We start from the raw sequence: 18,275 nt of genomic DNA, 5'->3' as shown, positions 1-18,275 counted from the left end.
GAAAAAGCCGGCCCGCCGCGAGCGACGGGCCGATCGAGCAAAAATCACTTTTCCGGAACGGGAGCGGGCGTGGGAGCAGGCTTCAACACCGGTTCGCCCTGCGGCCTGACGGGGGGCGCCGCCGGAGGCGCCTCGGCCGGCCGGCCCGAGGGCTTGTCGGCTGACTTGTTCTCGGACTTGTCGGCGGGCTTGTCCTCGGAATTGGGCTTGGCGACGTCGGCGACCGGCTTGGCGTTTTCCGCCTTGATGGCCTCGGCGGTCTTCACCCCGCGCAGCAGGTCGAGCGCGGCATGCAGCGCCTTGTCCTTGGCCGCGTCCGGCGGCACATAGGCCTGGGAGCCATGCGCCTCGTCGTCGCCATTCTTGAGATGGCCCTTGAGCGAAGCCTCGCCCTCGGTCTTGTCCTTGCCCTTCAAGTCGTCGGGCACATCCTCCAGCACCGTCAAGTCAGGCTCGATGCCCTTGGCCTGGATCGAACGGCCCGAGGGCGTGTAATAGCGCGCCGTGGTCAGGCGCAGGGCGCCGTTGTTCATGCCGAGCGGGATGATGGTCTGCACCGATCCCTTGCCGAACGAGCGCGTGCCGATCAGCGTAGCGCGCTTGTGATCCTGCAGCGCGCCGGCGACGATCTCGGAGGCCGAGGCGGAGCCGCCATTGATCAGCACCACCACCGGCTTGCCCTTGGAAAGATCGATCGGGCGGGCGTTGTAGCGCTGGGTCTCGTCGGCGTTGCGGCCGCGGGTGGAGACGATCTCGCCATGATCGATGAAGGCGTTGACCACCGCCACCGACTGGTCGAGCAGGCCGCCGGGGTTGTTGCGCAGATCGATGACGAAGCCCTTGAATTTTTCCGCAGGAATGTCCTTCTGGAGCTTCTGCATCGCGTCCTTCAGGCCCTCATAGGTCTGTTCGGTGAACTGGGTGACGCGAATATAGCCGATATCGGGGGCCTCGACGCGCGAGCGCACCGACTTGATCTGGATGACGGCGCGGGTCAGCGTGACCTCGACCTTGTCCTTCTTGGCGCCGCGCGCCAGCGTCAGCTTGACATTGGTGTTGACCTCGCCGCGCATCTTGTCGACGGCCTGGTTGAGGGACATGCCCTGCACCGCCTCGTCGTCGATGGCGGTGATGAAGTCGCCCGACAGGATGCCGGCGCGCGCGGCCGGCGTGTCGTCGATCGGCGCGACCACCTTGACGAGGCCGTCTTCCTGCATGACCTCGATGCCGAGCCCGCCGAACTTGCCCTGCGTCTGGATCTGCATGTCCTGGAAGCTCTTGGCGTCCATGTAGGAAGAATGCGGATCGAGCGAGGCGAGCATGCCCGACACCGCCGCCTCGACCATCTTCTTGTCGTCGGGTTTTTCCACGTAATCGGTGCGGACCTTCTCGAAGACGTCGCCGAACAGATTGAGACTGCGATAGACGTCGGACGACGCCGCATGGGCGCCCGCCGGCGCCCAAGGGGTAGAAAAGGGAACGCGCGCGCCGATCGAGGCGACGGATGCGCCAACGACCACGCCGAGCAGAACCAGAGATGTCTTGCGCATTATCCGCGAACCCTCATGTTTTCCGGAGTGCTTGATCCGCTCGATCCCTTGGCCCACCAAGGTCCCGGATCGATCGCCGCACCATCCTTGCGAAACTCGACATAAAGCACCGGCTGCGCTGCCGCAATGGCCACCGACGCGGCTGATAGCGCCGCCCCGTCGCCCATGGACCCCACAGGTTCGCCCGCGAGAACGAATTGTCCCACCGACACATCGACTCGCGCCATGCCGGCTAACACGACATAGTAGCCGCCACCGGCGTTGACGATCAAGAGTTGTCCGTAGGACCGCCAGGGACCGCTGAAGGCGATATAGCCATCACATGGAGACGAAACAATGGCTTGCGGCCTGGTGGCGAGGGAAAGTCCTTTTTCGGCGCCGCCGAAAGCGCTGGGCGCGCCATAATATTTGATCACGGTTCCGCCGGCCGGCAGGGACAGCAGGCCCCTGGCCTGGGCGAAGGCGATGGCCGGCGTCAGGCGGGCGGGATCGCGCTTTTGCGCGTCGGCGAATTTATTTCGCGCCTCCTCGACTTCCTTTTCGGTCTGCCGGGCGCGCGCCGCCTCCGCCGCCTGAGCCTTTTCCGCCGCCGCGCGGGCGCCGGCGAGTTCTCCCTCCATGCGCGCGATCAGATCTTGCAGGCTGGCGGCCTGCCCCGCCAAAGCTTCAGCGCGCTTGCGCTCCGCCGCCAGCGCCTCCTGCGCCTGCCCGATCGCCTTTTGCCGCGCCGCGATCAGGGCGTCGAGCCGCGACCTTTCGTTGCGCCGCGCCTCGGCTTCGGCCGCCTGTTTCACGCGTTCCCCGGCGATCGCGCCGCGCAGCGAGACCAGATCCTGCAAATCGCTGGCGAGAGCCTCGGTTTCCGCGCGCAATTGCGGCAGCACGGCGCCGAGCATCATGGAAGCCCGGATCGCGCGTAAAACGTCTTCGGGCTGGGCCAGCAGCGCCGGCGGCGGCTTGCGGCCCATGCGCTGCAACACCGCCAGCACGGAGGCCAGCACGTCGCGCCGCCCGTCGAGCGACTTGCGGATCGCGGTCTCCGAACCCGCCAGCGTTTCGAGGCGCGCCGCCGTCGCCGCCATCCGCGTCTCCGCCTCCTCAACCTTGAGTCGCGCGTCCATCGACGCCGCAGTCAGCTTGGCGCGGTCGTTCTGGATGGAGTCGATTTCGGCTTCTATCTTTTTACGCTGCGCCTCCGACTGCGCCAACGTGTCGCGCACACCCTTGAATTCGGCCTTCTGCCGGTCGAGATCGGCGGCTTTCGGATCGGCGGCCTTGGACTCCGGCGCGGCGGCGACGGGGGTTTTTGGCGCGGCCGTTTGCGGCGCGGCCGTTTGCGCCGCCGCCGGAAGCGAGGCGAACGCGACCGCGACGAGCCATCCCCTTGTTGTTCGTCCTCGCGCCATCCCGCTCCCGCCGATTCGCCGCGTTCAGATTAAAGCCGCGCGAAGCGACGGCAATGGGGCGACGCCCCGGCGCAATGCATTTTCCCTTGACAAGCCGCCGATTGTTCCTTATTTGTTCTCGACATCGAACTCAAACGACGCGGAATGACGCCATGGCATACGCGGCCATACTCCTTCCCATGCTGTTCGCCAGCCTGTTCATCATCGCCGCCGTCCATGCGGAACTTACCCATCCCCGCCATTTTCCCCGTCTGGCGCCCTCCGTGCGCGCGCGTCGATCCCAGCGTCATTGTCGCGCTGAATGAGACGGACTTCGAGCGTCTTTATTCCGCGCCGGCCATGGCGACCTGGGTCAGGGGCGCGGACAGGCTATAGGTGAGGCCCTCCGGCGGGAAGTCCAGGCGGCTTTCGCCCTCGATGGATTGCGGGGCCGTGCGCGTCAGGACGCAGACGCCAAAACCGCTGCGCTCGGGCGCGCTGACCGGGGGACCGCCCTGCTCCCGCCAGGTGAAACGATAGAGCCCGGAGTCCTGTTCCAGCGCGAATTCCAGCTCCACCCAGCCGTCCGGCGTCGAGAGGGCGCCGTATTTGACCGCATTGGTCGCCAGTTCATGCAAGGCCAAGCCATAGCATTCCGCTGCGCGCGGGTTGATTTCGATCAGGTCGCCAGACACGGAAATCCGAGATTCCTCGGATTCGATCAACTCGCAACATTGGATGCGGGTGAGTTCGGCAATCTCGACTCCGCGCCATTCGCGCGAAACCAGCATGTCGTGGCTGGCGCCGATCGCCGTGAGCCGCGCCATGAAACCATCCGTAAAGGCTTCCGGGCTCTCCGCGAACCGCGCCGTCTGCCGCGCCACGGCCTGCACCACCGCGAGCATGTTCTTGGAGCGGTGGTTGACTTCCCTCAGCAGGAATTCGATGTGTTCGGCGGCGCGGGTCACGGTCGTGACGTCGCGGTAAATCGCCGAAATCGCGACCGTAGCGCCCGTACGCTCGTCGCGGATGGGGGCGAGCGACAAGGAGAAGTCGAAAGACACGCCATCCTTGCGACGGCGACGAACGATTTCGCCCTTGATCGGCCGCAGCGCCGCCCTTTTCAACTTCTCGGCGAACTGTTCGCGAAAGGATTCGGGAACGATGAGATCCGCGAGCTTGGCGCCCATGATCTCGGCGCGCTCGAACTGAAAGATTTCGCCAAAGGCCCTGTTGGCGTTGAGGATGCGCCCGGCCGCGTCGACGCTGACGATGGCGTCCGACGAATGCGAGACGATGGCGGCCAATTGTTCCGCGGCCCGTTTGCCCCGGCGCAATTCCGCCTCATATTCGGTGCGTCGCCATGCGCTGATGAAACTGAGATGAACGGTTTCGGCGCCCCGCGCGGCGGCGCCCGTCTCCCGGCGCAGCACGGCGTTCAGATAGACCGGAAGGATCGCGCCATTGCCGCGCTGAAGCAGGGCGAACACCTCTTCCACCGGTTCGTCCTGGCGCAGGCTTTCGATCAGGGATGCAAAAAACGCCTGGCCTTCGCCCGCCAGGCAGGCCGCGAGGTTTTGGCCTTCGCTCCCACTGCGAACCCCGATCCACCCGCGCAACAATCGATTGGCGCGAAGAATCTCTCCGCTCGGCGCGACGACCGCGAGACCGCAAGGCGCGAGCTCGAACAGGTCGGCTTCGATCAGTCCTGAATGAATCATGCGGCTCTTGGTCTTCTTCCCGCCCGATGCGCCCAGGTCGCTTTGTTGCACGATTTCCAAGAAAATATGAAACAACTTTTTGTGAACAGCGAATTGGGGAAAACTCCATCAGATCATTTGGAGCTTTCCTCGCAGGAATACACCTGAGATTCAAACGTCTTGCCCGCCTTGCCGCAACAAGACCACAGTATTCGAGCGCCGCCGCCGCCTTGTCACACGCGATGATAGGGATGACCCGCGAGAATTGTCATGGCGCGAAACAATTGCTCCGCCGCGAGCGCCCGCACCAGCTGGTGCGGCCAAGTCATGGCGCCGAAGGCCAGAACGAGGTCGGCGCGACCGCGAAAATCGGGGTCGAGGCCGTCGGGGCCGCCGATCACCACGGCGCAGGCGGGGGCGCCCGCGTCGCGCCATGCGCCGATCCGCGCCGCGAAGGCCTCGCTGTCCAGGGGTTTTCCGCGCTCGTCGAGGCAGATGAGTTTGACGCCCGCCGGCAGCAGCGCCCTCAGGGCCTGAGCCTCCTCGGCCTTGCGGTCCTCAGGCCGCCGCGCGCGCGATTCGTCGATTTCGCGCAAATCGAACGCGGTCAGGCCGATCTTGCGGCCGCCGGCGGCGCAGCGCTCGCCATAGCGCGCCACCAGCTCGCGCTCCGGCCCGCTCTTGAGGCGCCCGACGCCCACCAGCAGAAGTTTCACGCATCAGCCTCCGACTCAGGCCGAAGTCCGCGCCTCCGTCGGCCGATCCACGCCCCACATCTTCTCCAGATTGTAAAAGGCGCGCACTTCCGGCCGGAACAAGTGGACGATCACGTCCCCGGCGTCGATCAGCACCCAGTCGCAGGCCGGAACGCCCTCAACCGCGGGCGTCGGCGCGCCCATGTCCTTGAGCGCGCGCACCACTCGGTCGGCAAGCGCGCCGACCTGGGTGGTGGAGCGACCGCTGGCGATCACCATCCAGTCGGCGATCGAGGTCTTGCCCTCCAGATTGATCAGGGAAATTTCCTCGGCTTTCAGATCCTCAAGGGCGGTGACCGCCGCCTGAAGCTCCGCCGGCAGCGCGTTCAGTTCGACGGGCGCCTCGGGCCTGGGTTCCGCGGTCTTGACCTCCGCCGTCCCCGCTTTACGCGCGCGCGGCTTGGACGCCTTGTCTTCCGAAGAATCCGTCGTGGCCGCTTCGTCGGCGTTGGAGCTTGGCTTGCGGGTCAGTTTACTATCCTCAAATCGGGGGTGGGGATGAACGCGCGCCTAAAATGCCGGCGCCAGCGAAAATAATCAACATCGGCGTGACAACGCCCTCGGGCGTCCGCGCGCCGCGCCAACCGGGACCAGCTCTGCCTAGGCTTGGCGGGTCAATCGCAACACGCATCGCATCAAAGCCGACTGCGATTCAAAACTGACGACGCGCTGATCAAGCTCAAGCGTCCATGCCCGCGGTGACAATGACTCTGGCCGCTCGGCGCAATGCCCATTTATATTTCTACATTAAATATAGGTTTTTAGCAACAACTAGCCTGGACGAAGCCGCAGCTATCGGAACGCGGCGAACCCGCCGCGCCAGAGGCCAAGTCACACGGCATCTCCCAGGCGCGCAAGGCTCTCCGGGTGAGCGACCAACACTGCATGAACCCTGTTTGCCTTTATAGTCGATAAAATTAATTGACTAACGCGCGTCCGTCGCCAATCATGTGCTCGATATTCGGAGCGGCCTGATGGTCATGCATGTCGAAATGGGTTGGGAAGAGGTGGTCGGCTTTGCCGGCTTCGCCATATTCCTGACCGCCGTCAAAGGGTCCGCCGACCCGTGTAGGAAGGCGATGGCCTAGGCCATCGCCCAAAAGCCCGTGAACGCCCGGGCGAACCCCTCCCAGACAATTTCGCCATTTAAACTGCACCCCCCGCACGAGGAGCAGACGCATGACGTCGTCCCCTATCCAATCCCACGGATCGCTCAAGAAGAATCATCTGTCCTTCACCGATGTCGTCGCGCAGGCCATTGGCGTCGTTGCGCCGACGGCCACGCCGGCTCTGGTCGCCTCCCTGGTTTTCGCTAACGCCGGCAACGGCGCGTGGCTGGCCTATGTGTTCGCCACGCTGGCCATTCTGTTCCTGTCGCTCAACATCAATGTCTTCGCCAAAAGGTCGGCGTCGCCGGGCGCGCTTTACGCTTTCGTCGGCCAGAGCCTTGGCGTCTTCTGGGGCAGCATCGCCGGATGGTCCCTGCTCATCGCCTACCTGTTCTGCGCCGGCGCGGTCTTGTCAGGCGCGGTCAACTACGCCCTGGTGCTGCTGCATCTGGTTTTTGGCGCCTTCGACGATCTGACGCCGTCGCTCATCCTGTCGCTCGGCTTCGTCGCCCTGGCCTGGGGCGTCGCCTGGCGCAGCATCAAGCTGTCCACGCGTCTGTCCCTCTCCCTGGAGAGCATCACCGCCACCGCGATCGTCGCCATATTGGTGGGGGTCTTCATCCAGCACGGCACGGCTTTCGACAAGCCGCAACTGGCGCTGGAGGGCGTGACCCTCAACAACCTTCAACTCGGTCTGGTGCTCGCCTTCTTCAGCTTCACCGGCTTTGAAAGCGCTTCCGTCCTCGGCCATGAAGCCAAGCAACCCCTGCGCGTCATTCCCCGCGCGGTGATCGCCACCGTGCTGGCGCTGGGCGTGTTCCTGGTGGGCACCACCTATGCCCTGGTGGCCGGCTTCCAGGGCGCGGCCGTCCCGCTGGACAAGGCCGACGCGCCGCTGTCCTTCATCGCCGACAGCATTGGCCTGAGCTTCCTGGGTCCGGTGATCGCCGTCGGCGTGATCGCCAGCTTCTTCGCCTCGGTGCTCGGCTGCATCAACGCCAGCGCCCGCATCATCTACGCCCTGTCGCGTCAGGGCGTCCTCCACAACAGGGCCGGCGACGCCCACGAGGACCATTCGACGCCGCACATCGCCATCGCCATTTCGGCCCTGATCGTCCTCGTGCTGTTCGCGCCCCTGGCCGGTCTGGGCGTCAAGCTGATGGATGTCTATGGCTATCTCGGCTCGGTCTCGACCTTCGGCTTCCTGGCGTCCTACCTGCTGGTGTCGCTCGGCGCCCCGGTGTTCCTGAAGCGGCGCGGCGAGCTGAAGGCGCGGCACGTCGTGGTTTCCGCGATTTCCGTCGTGCTGGTCGGCATTCCCTTCGTCGGCGTGCTTTATCCGGTGCCGGATTACCCGCTGAACCTGCTGCCTTACCTCTTCGTCGGGTTGCTCTGGCTGGGCGTGTTGTACTTCAACTACCTCCGCCACCGGCAGCCGGAAACGCTGGCGCGGATCGAGCGGGACCTGGAGGCGTCCTCCGCCTTGTCCAAGGCCCAACCCGCCGAATGAGCCAGCATCAGGCGGAGTTTCCGATCCTGGCCGGCCGCGCGATCTTGGATCGCGCGGAGACCAGACGGGGGGAATCCGATTCCGCGGGATGGGTGGAGGCCGATCGCCTCCACCTGCTTCACCCCCAACATCACCCCAGCGACCATCAACAGCCCACCATCTGGGCGGCGGGCGACGGCCCCTACCTGATCGATCATCAGGGACGGCGCTATTTCGACGGCCTGAGCAGCATGTGGAACGTCCATCTCGGCCATGGACAGACCGAGCTGGTCGAAGCCGCGACCCGGCAATTGCGCACGCTGGCCTATGCCACCTGCTATGCCGGCTCGACCCACCGCCCCGCCATCGAACTGGCGGAGCTGCTGACCGAGGTGACTTATCCGTCAATCCAGGCGTTCTACTTCACCAGCGGCGGCAGCGAAGCCACCGACAGTTCGATCCGCACCGCCCGTTATTTCTGGCGGGTCCAGGGCAAGCCGGACAAGAGCAAGATCATCGCCCGTGACTTGTCCTATCACGGCTCGACCATGGGGGCGTCCAGCGCCACCGGCGTCGAGGAGTTTTCGCAACCCTTCGGCCCGCGCTTGCCCGGCTTTTTACATATCGGCTCGCCCGATCCCTACCGCTTCCCCGTCCCCGACGACGGTCGCAGTCAGGGCGAGGCCGCGGCCGATTTGCTGGAGGAGGTGATCCTGCGCGAGGGCGCCGACACGGTCGCCGCCTTCATCGCGGAGCCGGTCCAGGGCGGCGGCGGCGGAATCATCGTTCCCCAGAACGACTATTTCCGCCGCATCCGCCAGATCTGCGACCGGCATGACGTCCTGCTGATCAGCGACGACGTCATCACCGGCTTCGGCCGCAGCGGCCGCTGGTTCGGGCTGGAGCATTGGGGGGTGGAGCCGGACATCGTCCAGTTCGCCAAGGGCGTCACCAGCGGTTATATCCCGCTGGGCGGCATTGGCGTGTCCGCCCGCATCAAGCAGGTTCTGGACGAGGCCCCGCCGGCGGGGCGCTGGTGGCACGGCTATACCAACGCCGCTCATCCCGTGGCCTGCGCCGTCGCGCTCGCCACCATCGGGCTGATCCGACGCGAATCGCTGGTCGAGCGCGCCGCCAGCCTGGGCGAACGGCTGCTGGGCCGGCTCAAATCCAATCTGTCGGACCATCGTCATGTCGGCGATATCCGCGGGCTGGGTCTGCTGGCCGGCGTCGAACTGGTGGCCGACCGCGCCAGCAAGACGCCTTTCCCCGCCTCGGCCGACCTGGCCGCCAAATTGCGCGCGGAGCTGATGAACCGGGGCCTATGCACCCGGGTCCTGACCGACATCATCTGCCTCGCCCCTCCCCTGATCAGCAGCGAACTGCACATCGACTTCGTCGCCGACACCGTCGCCGAAGCCATCGACAGCATCTTCGCTTGAATGGACTTGCTCACATGACCCGCATTCCCCCGATTACTCCGGAAACCGCCACTCCGGCGCAGCGCGCCGACTATGAAAAACTCGCCGAAACCCATGCCATCTCCAACATGAAGGCGGCGCTGCTGCATTCGCCGGTCGCTCTGGACGCCGTTTTGAAATGGTACGACCTGTTCGCTCAGGTAAAACCCTATCTGGGCGAGCGTCTGGCGATCCTGTTCTGTGACGCCATTTCGCGGCAGAACGCCTGCGAGCTCTGCGCCACCTTCATGAAGCGCGAGATCGTCCAATGGGGCGAGGATCCGAAAAATCTGAAACTGGACGAACGCGAGCAGGCGGTGGTCGATTTCGGCCGCCAACTGGCCGACAACGCCAACCGGGTTTCGGACGCGCTTTACGCCCGGCTGGCCGCGCATTTCACGCCGGCGCAGATTGTCGAACTCACGGTGTTCGGCGGGCTGATGATCGTCAACAACCTATTCAACAGCGCCTTGCAAATCCCGTTGGACGAAGCCCTCGATCCCTACCGCATCGACCCCGAAACCTATTTCGTCGCCTGACGCGCCGAGGATTGCATCATGAGCCAACGTCAATTGAGTTTCGACACCTTGCAACTCCATGCAGGGCAGGTTCCCGACCCGACCACCGGGGCGCGGGCGGTTCCGATCTACCAGACCACCTCTTTTGTCTTCAAGGATTTCGCCCAGGCCAAGGGGATCAGTTCGGCGGAGGAGGCCGGCTACGACTATACAAGGATCGTCAACCCGACCAATGAAGTGCTGGAAAACCGGATCGCCGCTCTTGAAGGCGGCAGCGGCGCCCTGGCCGTCGCCTCCGGCTCGGCGGCGACGGCTACCACGATCCTGAACATCACCCATGCCGGCGATGAAATCGTTGCGGCGAAAACCCTCTATGGCGGCAGCTTCAACCTGTTCGTCAACACCTTGCCCAAGCACGGAGTCAAGACCACCCTGGTAGATCCCGTCGACCCCGAAAACTTCCGCCGCGCGCTCACCGAGCGGACCAAGGCGATTTTTGTCGAAACCATCGGCAATCCCGACATCAACATCGTGGATTTCGAGGCGGTGGCCCGTATCGCCGAGGACCACGGCGTGCCGTTGATCGTCGACAACACTTTTGGGACGCCCTATCTGTTCCTGCCGTTCAATTACGGGGCCAATATTTCGGTCCATTCGGCGACCAAATATATCGGCGGCCACGGCACCAGCATCGGCGGGTTGATCGTCGATGGCGGCAATTTCAACTGGGGCAATGGCAAATTCCCGGACTTCACCACCCCCGACCCCGCCTACAGCAATTTCATCCACTGGGAGAAATGGGGCAATCAGGCCTTCATCGTGAAGGCCCGCTTGCACTATCTCCGCGACTTCGGCGCCTGCCTCAGTCCGTTCAACGCCTTCCTGTTTTTGCAGGGGCTGGAGACCTTATCGCTAAGGCTGCGGCGGCAGGTTGAAACCACCCAGCGCATCGCCGAATTTTTGCAGACCCACGCGGATGTGGAGTGGGTCAATTATCCCGGCCTGAAGACAAGCCCCTATCACGCGCTGGCGCGGAAATATCTGCCCAAGGGACCCGGCGCGATCCTGACTTTTGGCATCAAGGGCGGCTTCGAGCGCGCCAAGAAATTCATCGAGGCGCTGAAGATTTTCTCGTTCCTCGCCAATGTCGGAGATTCCAAATCGCTGGTGGTCCATCCCGCCACCGTCACCCACGGTCAATTGACCGAGGCGGAACAGAGACTGGCCGGCGTCAAGCCGGAACAGATCCGCTTTTCCATTGGCACGGAAGACCCGGACGATCTGATCTGGGACATCGAGCAGGCATTCACGGCCAGTCTGTGAACGCGCCTGGGTCAGCATCCACTTCAGCCTGTTAAAGTTTTCTCCGCTTCAAGTGAACCGGGGAAAACTCTCTGTCGTTGGCGCGAGCGGCGACCCGCCTCTCCACGTTCGATCCTCGTCGCGCGCTCAAGGCGCGACGAGCCGATCGGCTTTCTTCAGCAAGTCGTCGCTGGCGCGACGCACGGCGTCACGAAAGAAGACCATCGCCTCCGGCGCGGGACCGAGATGCGTGGGTTCGATCAGCACATAATCCAGCGTGATTTTCGGCCGGAAGCGGCGAAAGCCAATTCCGAGCTTGGCGAACAGCGGCGCCGAAAACGGCTCGACGATGGCGACGCCAAGCCCGGACGCAACGTAACAATAGGCGGGAAACGACAGATCGGTCTCGACGGGGCGCCGGACGGCGACGCCCTCGTCATGTAACGTCCGGTCGATGGCGTCCCACAGGGCGTCGGCCTCGTGCATCGGCCCGATCAAGCGCTCGCCCTCGAGATCGGAGGCGTGGATCAATTCGCGATCGGCGAGTCGGTGGCCGGGGGGAAGCGCGCAGACATATTCAGCCGACGCCAGCGAGGTCACGCCGACGCCTTCGCGAAACGGCTGCCGCACGCCGAGTCCGAGATCGGCCTGCCCCAGAAAGACGCGGTCTTCGACGCCGCGTTGCGACTGGCCGTCAACCGACACTTTGACGTCAGGATATTCGGCCTGGAATTCGGCGATGGCCTGGGGGAGAACGCCGCCAGCGAGCGCGGAAAGCGCCGAGACGCGAATGGTTTCAACCGTATGGGCCTGAATGCGCCGCGCCGCCTGCTCCAGCAGGTCGAGCCCGGTGAAACTTTTCCGCACGGCTTCGTAAAACACTTCGGCGCGGCGAGTCGGCGCAAGCCGTCGCCCCTTGCGCTCGAACAGCGGAAAGCCGACGGCGCGTTCGAGATCGCCAATCAGGCGGCTGACCGAGGGCTGGCTGATATGCATCATGGCCGCGGCATTGGTGATGCCTCCCGCCAGCATCACGCTTCGGAATGCTTCGATCTGCCGGATCTGCAACATCGGTCGTTCGCCCTGCCTTCAAACGGGAGCGTCACTGTTCGGCCCCTCTCTACGTGAGCAAGCCGGCGCGACGGGTGCGACATAGGGTCGCAGCGCCGGAGGCGTGATCGCCCGGAAAAACGCCCGAAATCCAGCCACAAATCTACTTATAAAGTGTGATTATTTCAACATATGCCTGCCTTGGCCGTCCACCGCGGTCTTGCGGCGGGCGCGGATCGAACAGGCTGGCCTAGAGAGACCGTTTTCTCAGTCGGCGCGCGCCAACAGCATAAAAAATCATATTTTCAGCAAACAGGCACAGATCCCGGCGCCACGCCGCCCCAACTGTCCGCCGCGGCTTTCGTTGCGTTCCTCCGGCGCGCGGCCAAGCCCCCAACGCATAGCTTGAGCGAATATGCATCATAATCAATTATATTTGACCAATTTACTATATATTTGACACTTGTCCCGACCGCCATTTCGACGCGCGGCGCTCGGACGGCGCGCAACTTTCAGGAGCGTGGAATGAAGAACGACAACAACAATCCGTGCAGGGGCGCGTCCACGCGGCCGAACCGCTTCGCGACCGGGGTAGCGCTTGGCGCGCTGCTGGCCGCCTCGATGATCGTCGCCGCCACCTCCGCCGCATGGTCGCAGGACAAGGTCGAGAGTCCCCAAGAACCCCAGGCGAACGCGCAGGCCAAGAAGCCGAAGCACGCGCGCGCCAAAACCGCGCCGCGCCAAGCCCAAGCCGCAACCCAAGCGCAAGCCGCACCCCAGGCGCAGCCGACACAGCCCCCGGTCGCGCCAGCGCAATTCCAGGCCGAATCGATCCATGTCGAGGATGTCGTCATCACCGCCACGCTGTTGCCGGAAAAGTCGCAAAAGGTGCCCGTGGCCGTCACCGTGGTCGACGGCGCGCAGGCGGCGCAGGCCAATCTCAACAACATCAACGATATCAGCCAGCTCGTGCCGAGCCTCAATTTCCGCGACGGCGCCTCGAACAAGGACCAGGGCCTGTTCATTCGCGGCGTGGGCACCGTGACCACCTCGCCCGGCGCCGAACCCTCCGTCTCCACGGTCGTGGACGGCGTTGTGCTGGCGCGTCCGGGCCAGGCCACGCTCGACCTGTTCGACGTCGACCGCATCGAGGTGCTCAAGGGGCCGCAGGGCACCCTGTTCGGCAAGAATTCCTCCGCCGGCGTGGTCAATGTCACGACGGCGCAGCCGACCCCGGAATTCCACGCCTATGGCGACGTCTCCTATTACACCGGCAAGGAGGTTCGCCTGAAAACCGGCGTGTCCGGCGCCATCGTTCCCGGCGTCGTCAACGGCCTGCTGAGCGTGGTGGCCACCAGCTATGACGGCAACGTCACCAATCTCTACAACGACGACAAGGTGAACGGATCGACCCATGACGGCGCGCGGGCGAAATTCGAGATCACCCCCGAAGCCGACCTGCGCGTGCTGATCACGCTGGACTACCTGCATTCGCGCGAGACCAACCCCACCGGCGTCATCACCAGCACGAACGTCGCCTATCCCGGCGGCGTGATCACGCCCAACCCGAACTTCGCCAAACAGATCTCGCCGGTGGTCGCCTCCAGCGGCAACCGCTTCATCAACACCAACACGTTTACCTACGCGGACGACGACAATGGCGGCGCCTCGATCCAGGTCGACAAGAAGCTCGGCGACCACACGCTGACGTCGATCACCGCCTATCGCTTCTGGAACAACGAGCAGCGCCAGGACTTCGACCGGACCTCGACGCCTTCGGCCAAGCAGACCGTCGATCACGGCAAGCTGGCGTTCAACCAGGTTTCACAGGAGCTGCGGCTGGCCTCCGCGCGCGGGCAATTTTGGGAATATGTCGCCGGACTTTATTTCCTGCATGACGACGACAAGGAAACCTATCAGCGCACGGACACGCTGGGCGCCGTCACCAACACCGGCGTCGCCCCCTATGGCGTCAGCAACAACAATATCGCCGCCTTCAACGAGAACACGCTCAACCTCGCGCCGACCTTCCGGGCGATCGCCGGATGGCGCCTGATCGGCGACGACCTGAGCTATTATCATTCGCGCCAGTCCACCGCCGCCGACACCGGCATCGCCGCCTCTTCGCCCTATTCCACCGGCCATGTCTTCAAGACGGGCTATGCCGCGCGCGCCGGCTTCGAATATGACGCCACAAGCTGGGCGACGACCTACGCCACCTATTCGCGCGGCTACAAGGGGCCGGCCTACAACGTCTTTTTCAACATGGTTCCGGCGACGCAGGGTCAGGTGCTCGCCGCCGAGACGTCCAACTCGTTCGAACTCGGGCTGAAGTCAAAACTGTTCGACAATCGCGTCCTGCTCAATCTCGCCGCCTTCCACACCGTTTTCGACAATTTCCAGGCGAATTTCCCCAATCTGATCGGCGGCGCGGTGGTGACCAATCTGGTCAATGCCGGGACGGTGACAAGTCAGGGCGTGGAAGCCGATTTCAACGCGGCCGTCACCGACGAACTCTCGCTCAAGGGCGCGGCGGCCTTCACCGACGCGGCCATCACCAGCACCAATGTCGTCGGGCGCAACTGGCCGATCAAGGGCGGCGCCCTGCCGTTCACGCCGAAATGGAAGGCCAACCTGCGCGCGGACTACACCGTGCCGTGGCTGGACCAATATGCGCTCGATTTCGGCACGGCCGTGCGCTGGCAAAGTAAGGTTCAGTATGACCTCGGCGAATCGCCCGACACGATTCAAAAAGCCTATGGTATCTGGGACGCGGACGTGACGCTGTCCAACGCCAGCGCCGGATTGAAGTTCACCGTTCTCGTGAAGAACATCCTCAACACCTCCTACGCCTCCTATCTGCAAAGCTCGGGCGCCACCGCCGCGCCGGGCACGGCGGCCTACGTCTACCGCTGGGTTCCGCGCGACGACGGCCGCTATTTCGGCATCAGCATCCGCAAGGAGCTGTGACGATTTCCGACGCGCGTCGGGCGGCCTCGTCCGGCGCCGCGTCGCCAAGCCACGCCCCGAGCCTGTTTAAGCAGAAATGGCTGCTGGCCCTCGTCGTCACCGCGGGAATCCTCAACTATGTCGATCGCCAGTTGATCGCCGTGCTCAAGCCGATTCTGGCGCGGGAGCTTGGCTGGAGCGACGCGGATTACGGCGATCTCGCCGCCGTGTTCCAGTTCGGCGCCGTGCTGGCCTTCCCGCTGGTGGGCTGGCTGGTCGACCGGCTGGGGCCGAGGACGTCCAACCTGATCGCGGTCGGGTCGTGGAGCCTCGCCGCCGCCGCCCACGGCCTCGCCGTCACGCTGGGCCAGTTCGCCGCCGCGCGCTTGGCGCTGGGCGCGACGGAGGCCATGGGCACGCCGACCGCGATCAAGACGCTGGCGGCCCTGTTCGACTCGCGCGGCCGCGCCCTGGCGCTGGGGGTGATGAACGCCGCGAGCAGCGTGGGCGCCATCGTCACGCCGCTGGCGCTGCCCGCCTTCGCGCTGCTGGTCGGCTGGCGCATGTGCTTCCTGTGCGTCGGCGCGCTCGGACTTTTTTGGTGCGCGGCGTGGATGGTTTTTTCCGCGCGCATAAGCTGGCCCACGCGCGAGACCAACGCGGACGAGCGCAAGGACGAGCCGAAAGACGGTCTGAGGGACGGCCTAGGGGACTCCTGGCGCGTCATTCTCGCGGATCGCGCCACCTGGGCGCTGGTCGGCGCCAAGGTGCTCTCGGACCAGGCGTGGTGGCTGCTGCTGTTCTGGCTGCCCGACCTGTTCAACCGGCTGTTTCATCTCGACGTCGCCGCCCTGGGACGGCCGGTGGCCTGCATCTACCTGATGGCGGCGGCGGGCGCCTTCGTCGGCGGCGCGCTCTCGACGACGCTGGCGCGGTCACAGGCCGATCTCAGCGTCGCGCGCGGCCGGGTGCTGGCCGGGTCGGCGCTCCTCGCCGCCTCCATGCCGCTGGCGCTTTGCGTCGATCAGCTCTGGCAGGCGACCGCCGTGCTCGGGTTGGCGCTGGCGGGCCATCAGAGCTTTTCGGTCAATCTGTTCGCCACGCTCACCGATGCGGTTCCGGCCTCGCGCGTCGGTCGCGTCACCGCGCTGGGCGCGCTGTGCGGCAATCTCGGCGGCATGGCGCTGCTGGCCGCGACAGGCCGCATCCTCTCGGGCGGCGGCGGCTATCTTCCCATCTTGATGGTTTCCGCCCTCGCCTATCTGCTGGCGCCGGTCGCGCTTCGCGCGCTGTCGCCTCGCCGATCTCGCCCTTTGACCGCTGGCGACATTTGAAACAGCCTTCCGCGCCTATCCGGCGAGCGCCCCACTCCATTATGCGACCTTCCCGAGGTCGCCCGCGATGGGCTCGAACGACTCCAATGCCGTATCGCGGTTGTCGCCACCGGCGCCATCCGCTGAGCTTTCAGCACGTCTCCAGCATCGAACGCGGATCGGGCGTGACAGCGTCCAGGACGCGGGCGGATGACAGGACCGTCGGGACGCCCGCGCCGGGATGCGTGCCGGCGCCGACCAGGTAGAGACGTTCGATATCTTCGCTCTTGTTATGTGGCCGGAACCACGCGCTTTGCGTCAGCGCGGCCTCAAATCCAAACGCGGCGCCCTTGCGCGATTGCAGGACATCCTGAAAATTCTGAGGCGTGAAGATCCGCGATGTAACCACCTCGTCTTCAAGGCCCGGCAGAAGCGTCTCCGAAAGGCGCCGGGCGATGGCCTGCCGGTAGGGTTCGGCCTTGCTCGACCAGTCCACGCCACTGTCCATGTGCGGAACCGGCGACAGCGCATAAAACGTATCGCAGCCCTCGGGCGCGAGGCTCGGATCGATCGCGGTCGGGCGATAGAGATAGAGGCTGAAATCTTCCGCCAAAACCTTGCGGTCGAAAATATCGGCGACATGCGCGCCGTAGCGCGGCCCGACCAGGATCGTATGCGGTTGTACCCGCGGGTATTTCCGTCGGGTTCCGAAATACCAGACGAAGACGCTCATCGAATAGGCGGCGCGATCGAGCTTGCGATCGGTCCAGCATTTTCTCGGCGCCTTGGCCAGCAACTTTGCATAGGTCGTGGCGGTGTCGGCGTTGGACACCACGATATCGGCGGCGATGGTTTCGCCGGAGGCAAGCCGGACGCCAGTGGCGCGGCGGTTCTCGACGGTGATTTCCGCCACTTCGGCTTTGGTGCGGATGACGCCGCCCTGGCCTTCGATCAGCCCGACCAGGCCCTTGACCAGCGCGCCCGTGCCGCCCATCGCGAAGTGAACGCCCCAATGCCGCTCGAAATAGGAGATCATGCAATAGATCGACGAGGCCCGGAACGGATTGCCGCCGATGAACAGGGGATGATAGCTCAACGCAAAGCGCAGATGCGGGTGCTTCACATAGTCGCAAACGGTCGCGTAAACGCTGCGATCCGCGCGCGCCCGAACGAGGTCGGGAACAATGCCGATCATCTGCGACAGATGGTCGAACGGGACGTGTCCGAATTTTTCGAATCCGATCCGGAACAGCCGCTCGCTGTGCTGCATGAAGCGCGTGTAGCCCTCGACGTCCTCCGGCGAGATGCGCGCGATCTCCTGCTTCATCGCCGCGTCGTCGGCACAGGCGTCGAAATGGCCTCCGGCGTCGAACACGATTCGATAGTAAGGGTCCAATGCGCGCAGATCGATGTCGTCGGAAAAAGTCTTACCGCAGAGCCGCCAAAGTTCTTCGAACAGGAAGGGCGCGGTGATGATCGTCGGCCCGGAATCGAAGGTGAAGCCGTCCTGCACATAGGCGCGGCCGCGACCGCCGGGCCGATCGAGCCGTTCGAGTACAGTAACGTCATAGCCGCGCGCGCCCAGTCGCACCGCCGCCGCCAATCCGCCAAAGCCGCTGCCGATGATGACGGCGCGGGGTTTGTTTGAAGGAAACGGGATCGCGGGATCGGCTGACATGACGGCGCCTCGGGGTT

The 18,275-nt window shown here is 64.5% G+C and carries 14 protein-coding genes; 7 read left to right on the top strand and 7 right to left on the bottom strand.

Features of this window, described 5'->3' with window-relative positions:
- Positions 1-44 precede the first annotated feature (44 nt).
- Both CCR94_RS11845 and CCR94_RS11840 read right to left on the bottom strand, forming a co-directional pair.
- Positions 45-1,550 carry a S41 family peptidase gene (locus CCR94_RS11845; RefSeq protein WP_170068945.1) on the bottom strand — a complete coding sequence of 502 codons (1,506 nt, stop codon included), beginning with the start codon at positions 1,548-1,550 and terminating at the stop codon, positions 45-47.
- The gene (locus CCR94_RS11840; RefSeq protein ID WP_104508082.1) at positions 1,550-2,956 is read right to left on the bottom strand and encodes a murein hydrolase activator EnvC family protein; all 1,407 of its coding nucleotides are present in this window, start codon (positions 2,954-2,956) and stop codon (positions 1,550-1,552) included. The genes CCR94_RS11845 and CCR94_RS11840 overlap by 1 nt, the downstream gene beginning before the upstream one ends.
- A gap of 152 nt (positions 2,957-3,108) precedes the next feature.
- Between CCR94_RS11840 and CCR94_RS25080 the strand changes: the two genes are divergently transcribed.
- Entirely contained in the window at positions 3,109-3,261 is a 153-nt protein-coding gene (locus CCR94_RS25080) for a hypothetical protein (protein ID WP_158254731.1), read from the top strand.
- 18 nt (positions 3,262-3,279) lie between these two features.
- Here the strand turns inward: CCR94_RS25080 and CCR94_RS11835 are convergent, their stop codons facing one another.
- The 3 genes from CCR94_RS11835 to rsfS form a co-directional block, all read right to left on the bottom strand.
- On the bottom strand, positions 3,280-4,707 hold the full coding sequence (locus tag CCR94_RS11835; protein WP_206605826.1) for a sensor histidine kinase: 1,428 nt from the start codon (positions 4,705-4,707) through the stop codon (positions 3,280-3,282).
- Between the two features lie 161 nt (positions 4,708-4,868).
- Positions 4,869-5,351, bottom strand: a complete 483-nt coding sequence (gene rlmH / locus CCR94_RS11830; RefSeq protein ID WP_104508046.1) for a 23S rRNA (pseudouridine(1915)-N(3))-methyltransferase RlmH — start codon at positions 5,349-5,351, stop codon at positions 4,869-4,871.
- A gap of 15 nt (positions 5,352-5,366) precedes the next feature.
- Positions 5,367-5,711, bottom strand: coding sequence for a ribosome silencing factor (gene rsfS, locus CCR94_RS11825; protein ID WP_425332328.1), 345 nt, complete (start codon positions 5,709-5,711; stop codon positions 5,367-5,369).
- A gap of 858 nt (positions 5,712-6,569) precedes the next feature.
- Here rsfS and CCR94_RS11820 point away from each other — a divergent pair.
- Genes CCR94_RS11820 through CCR94_RS11805 form a run of 4 tightly spaced genes read left to right on the top strand, consistent with a single transcriptional unit; the run spans position 6,570 to position 11,289 of the window.
- Complete coding sequence (locus tag CCR94_RS11820; RefSeq protein WP_104508044.1) at positions 6,570-8,009, top strand: APC family permease; 1,440 nt, start codon at positions 6,570-6,572, stop codon at positions 8,007-8,009.
- On the top strand, positions 8,006-9,430 hold the full coding sequence (locus tag CCR94_RS11815; protein ID WP_104508043.1) for an aminotransferase family protein: 1,425 nt from the start codon (positions 8,006-8,008) through the stop codon (positions 9,428-9,430). The genes CCR94_RS11820 and CCR94_RS11815 overlap by 4 nt, the downstream gene beginning before the upstream one ends.
- A 14-nt stretch (positions 9,431-9,444) precedes the next feature.
- On the top strand, positions 9,445-9,987 hold the full coding sequence (locus CCR94_RS11810; RefSeq protein ID WP_104508042.1) for a carboxymuconolactone decarboxylase family protein: 543 nt from the start codon (positions 9,445-9,447) through the stop codon (positions 9,985-9,987).
- A gap of 18 nt (positions 9,988-10,005) precedes the next feature.
- The gene (locus CCR94_RS11805) at positions 10,006-11,289 is read left to right on the top strand and encodes an O-acetylhomoserine aminocarboxypropyltransferase/cysteine synthase family protein (RefSeq protein WP_104508041.1); all 1,284 of its coding nucleotides are present in this window, start codon (positions 10,006-10,008) and stop codon (positions 11,287-11,289) included.
- A gap of 126 nt (positions 11,290-11,415) precedes the next feature.
- Here the strand turns inward: CCR94_RS11805 and CCR94_RS11800 are convergent, their stop codons facing one another.
- On the bottom strand, positions 11,416-12,339 hold the full coding sequence (locus CCR94_RS11800; protein ID WP_104508040.1) for a LysR substrate-binding domain-containing protein: 924 nt from the start codon (positions 12,337-12,339) through the stop codon (positions 11,416-11,418).
- A 504-nt stretch (positions 12,340-12,843) separates the two neighbouring features.
- Here CCR94_RS11800 and CCR94_RS11795 point away from each other — a divergent pair.
- Positions 12,844-15,288, top strand: a complete 2,445-nt coding sequence (locus CCR94_RS11795; protein WP_206605825.1) for a TonB-dependent receptor — start codon at positions 12,844-12,846, stop codon at positions 15,286-15,288.
- The gene (locus tag CCR94_RS11790) at positions 15,285-16,601 is read left to right on the top strand and encodes an MFS transporter (protein WP_158254730.1); all 1,317 of its coding nucleotides are present in this window, start codon (positions 15,285-15,287) and stop codon (positions 16,599-16,601) included. Before CCR94_RS11795 ends, CCR94_RS11790 begins: the two co-directional genes overlap by 4 nt.
- Positions 16,602-16,731: 130 nt before the next feature.
- On the opposite strand, the gene CCR94_RS11785 is transcribed toward CCR94_RS11790, so the two are convergent.
- Positions 16,732-18,258: a phytoene desaturase gene (locus CCR94_RS11785; RefSeq protein WP_104508038.1), complete on the bottom strand. Its 1,527-nt coding sequence runs from the start codon at positions 18,256-18,258 to the stop codon at positions 16,732-16,734.
- Positions 18,259-18,275 lie beyond the last annotated feature (17 nt).

Source organism: Rhodoblastus sphagnicola (assembly GCF_002937075.1).
In the GTDB taxonomy this organism is placed as follows: Bacteria; Pseudomonadota; Alphaproteobacteria; order Rhizobiales; family Beijerinckiaceae; genus Rhodoblastus; species Rhodoblastus sphagnicola.
The sequence above is the reverse complement of the archived record's forward strand: the minus strand, read 5'-3'. Positions and strand labels throughout refer to the sequence as shown.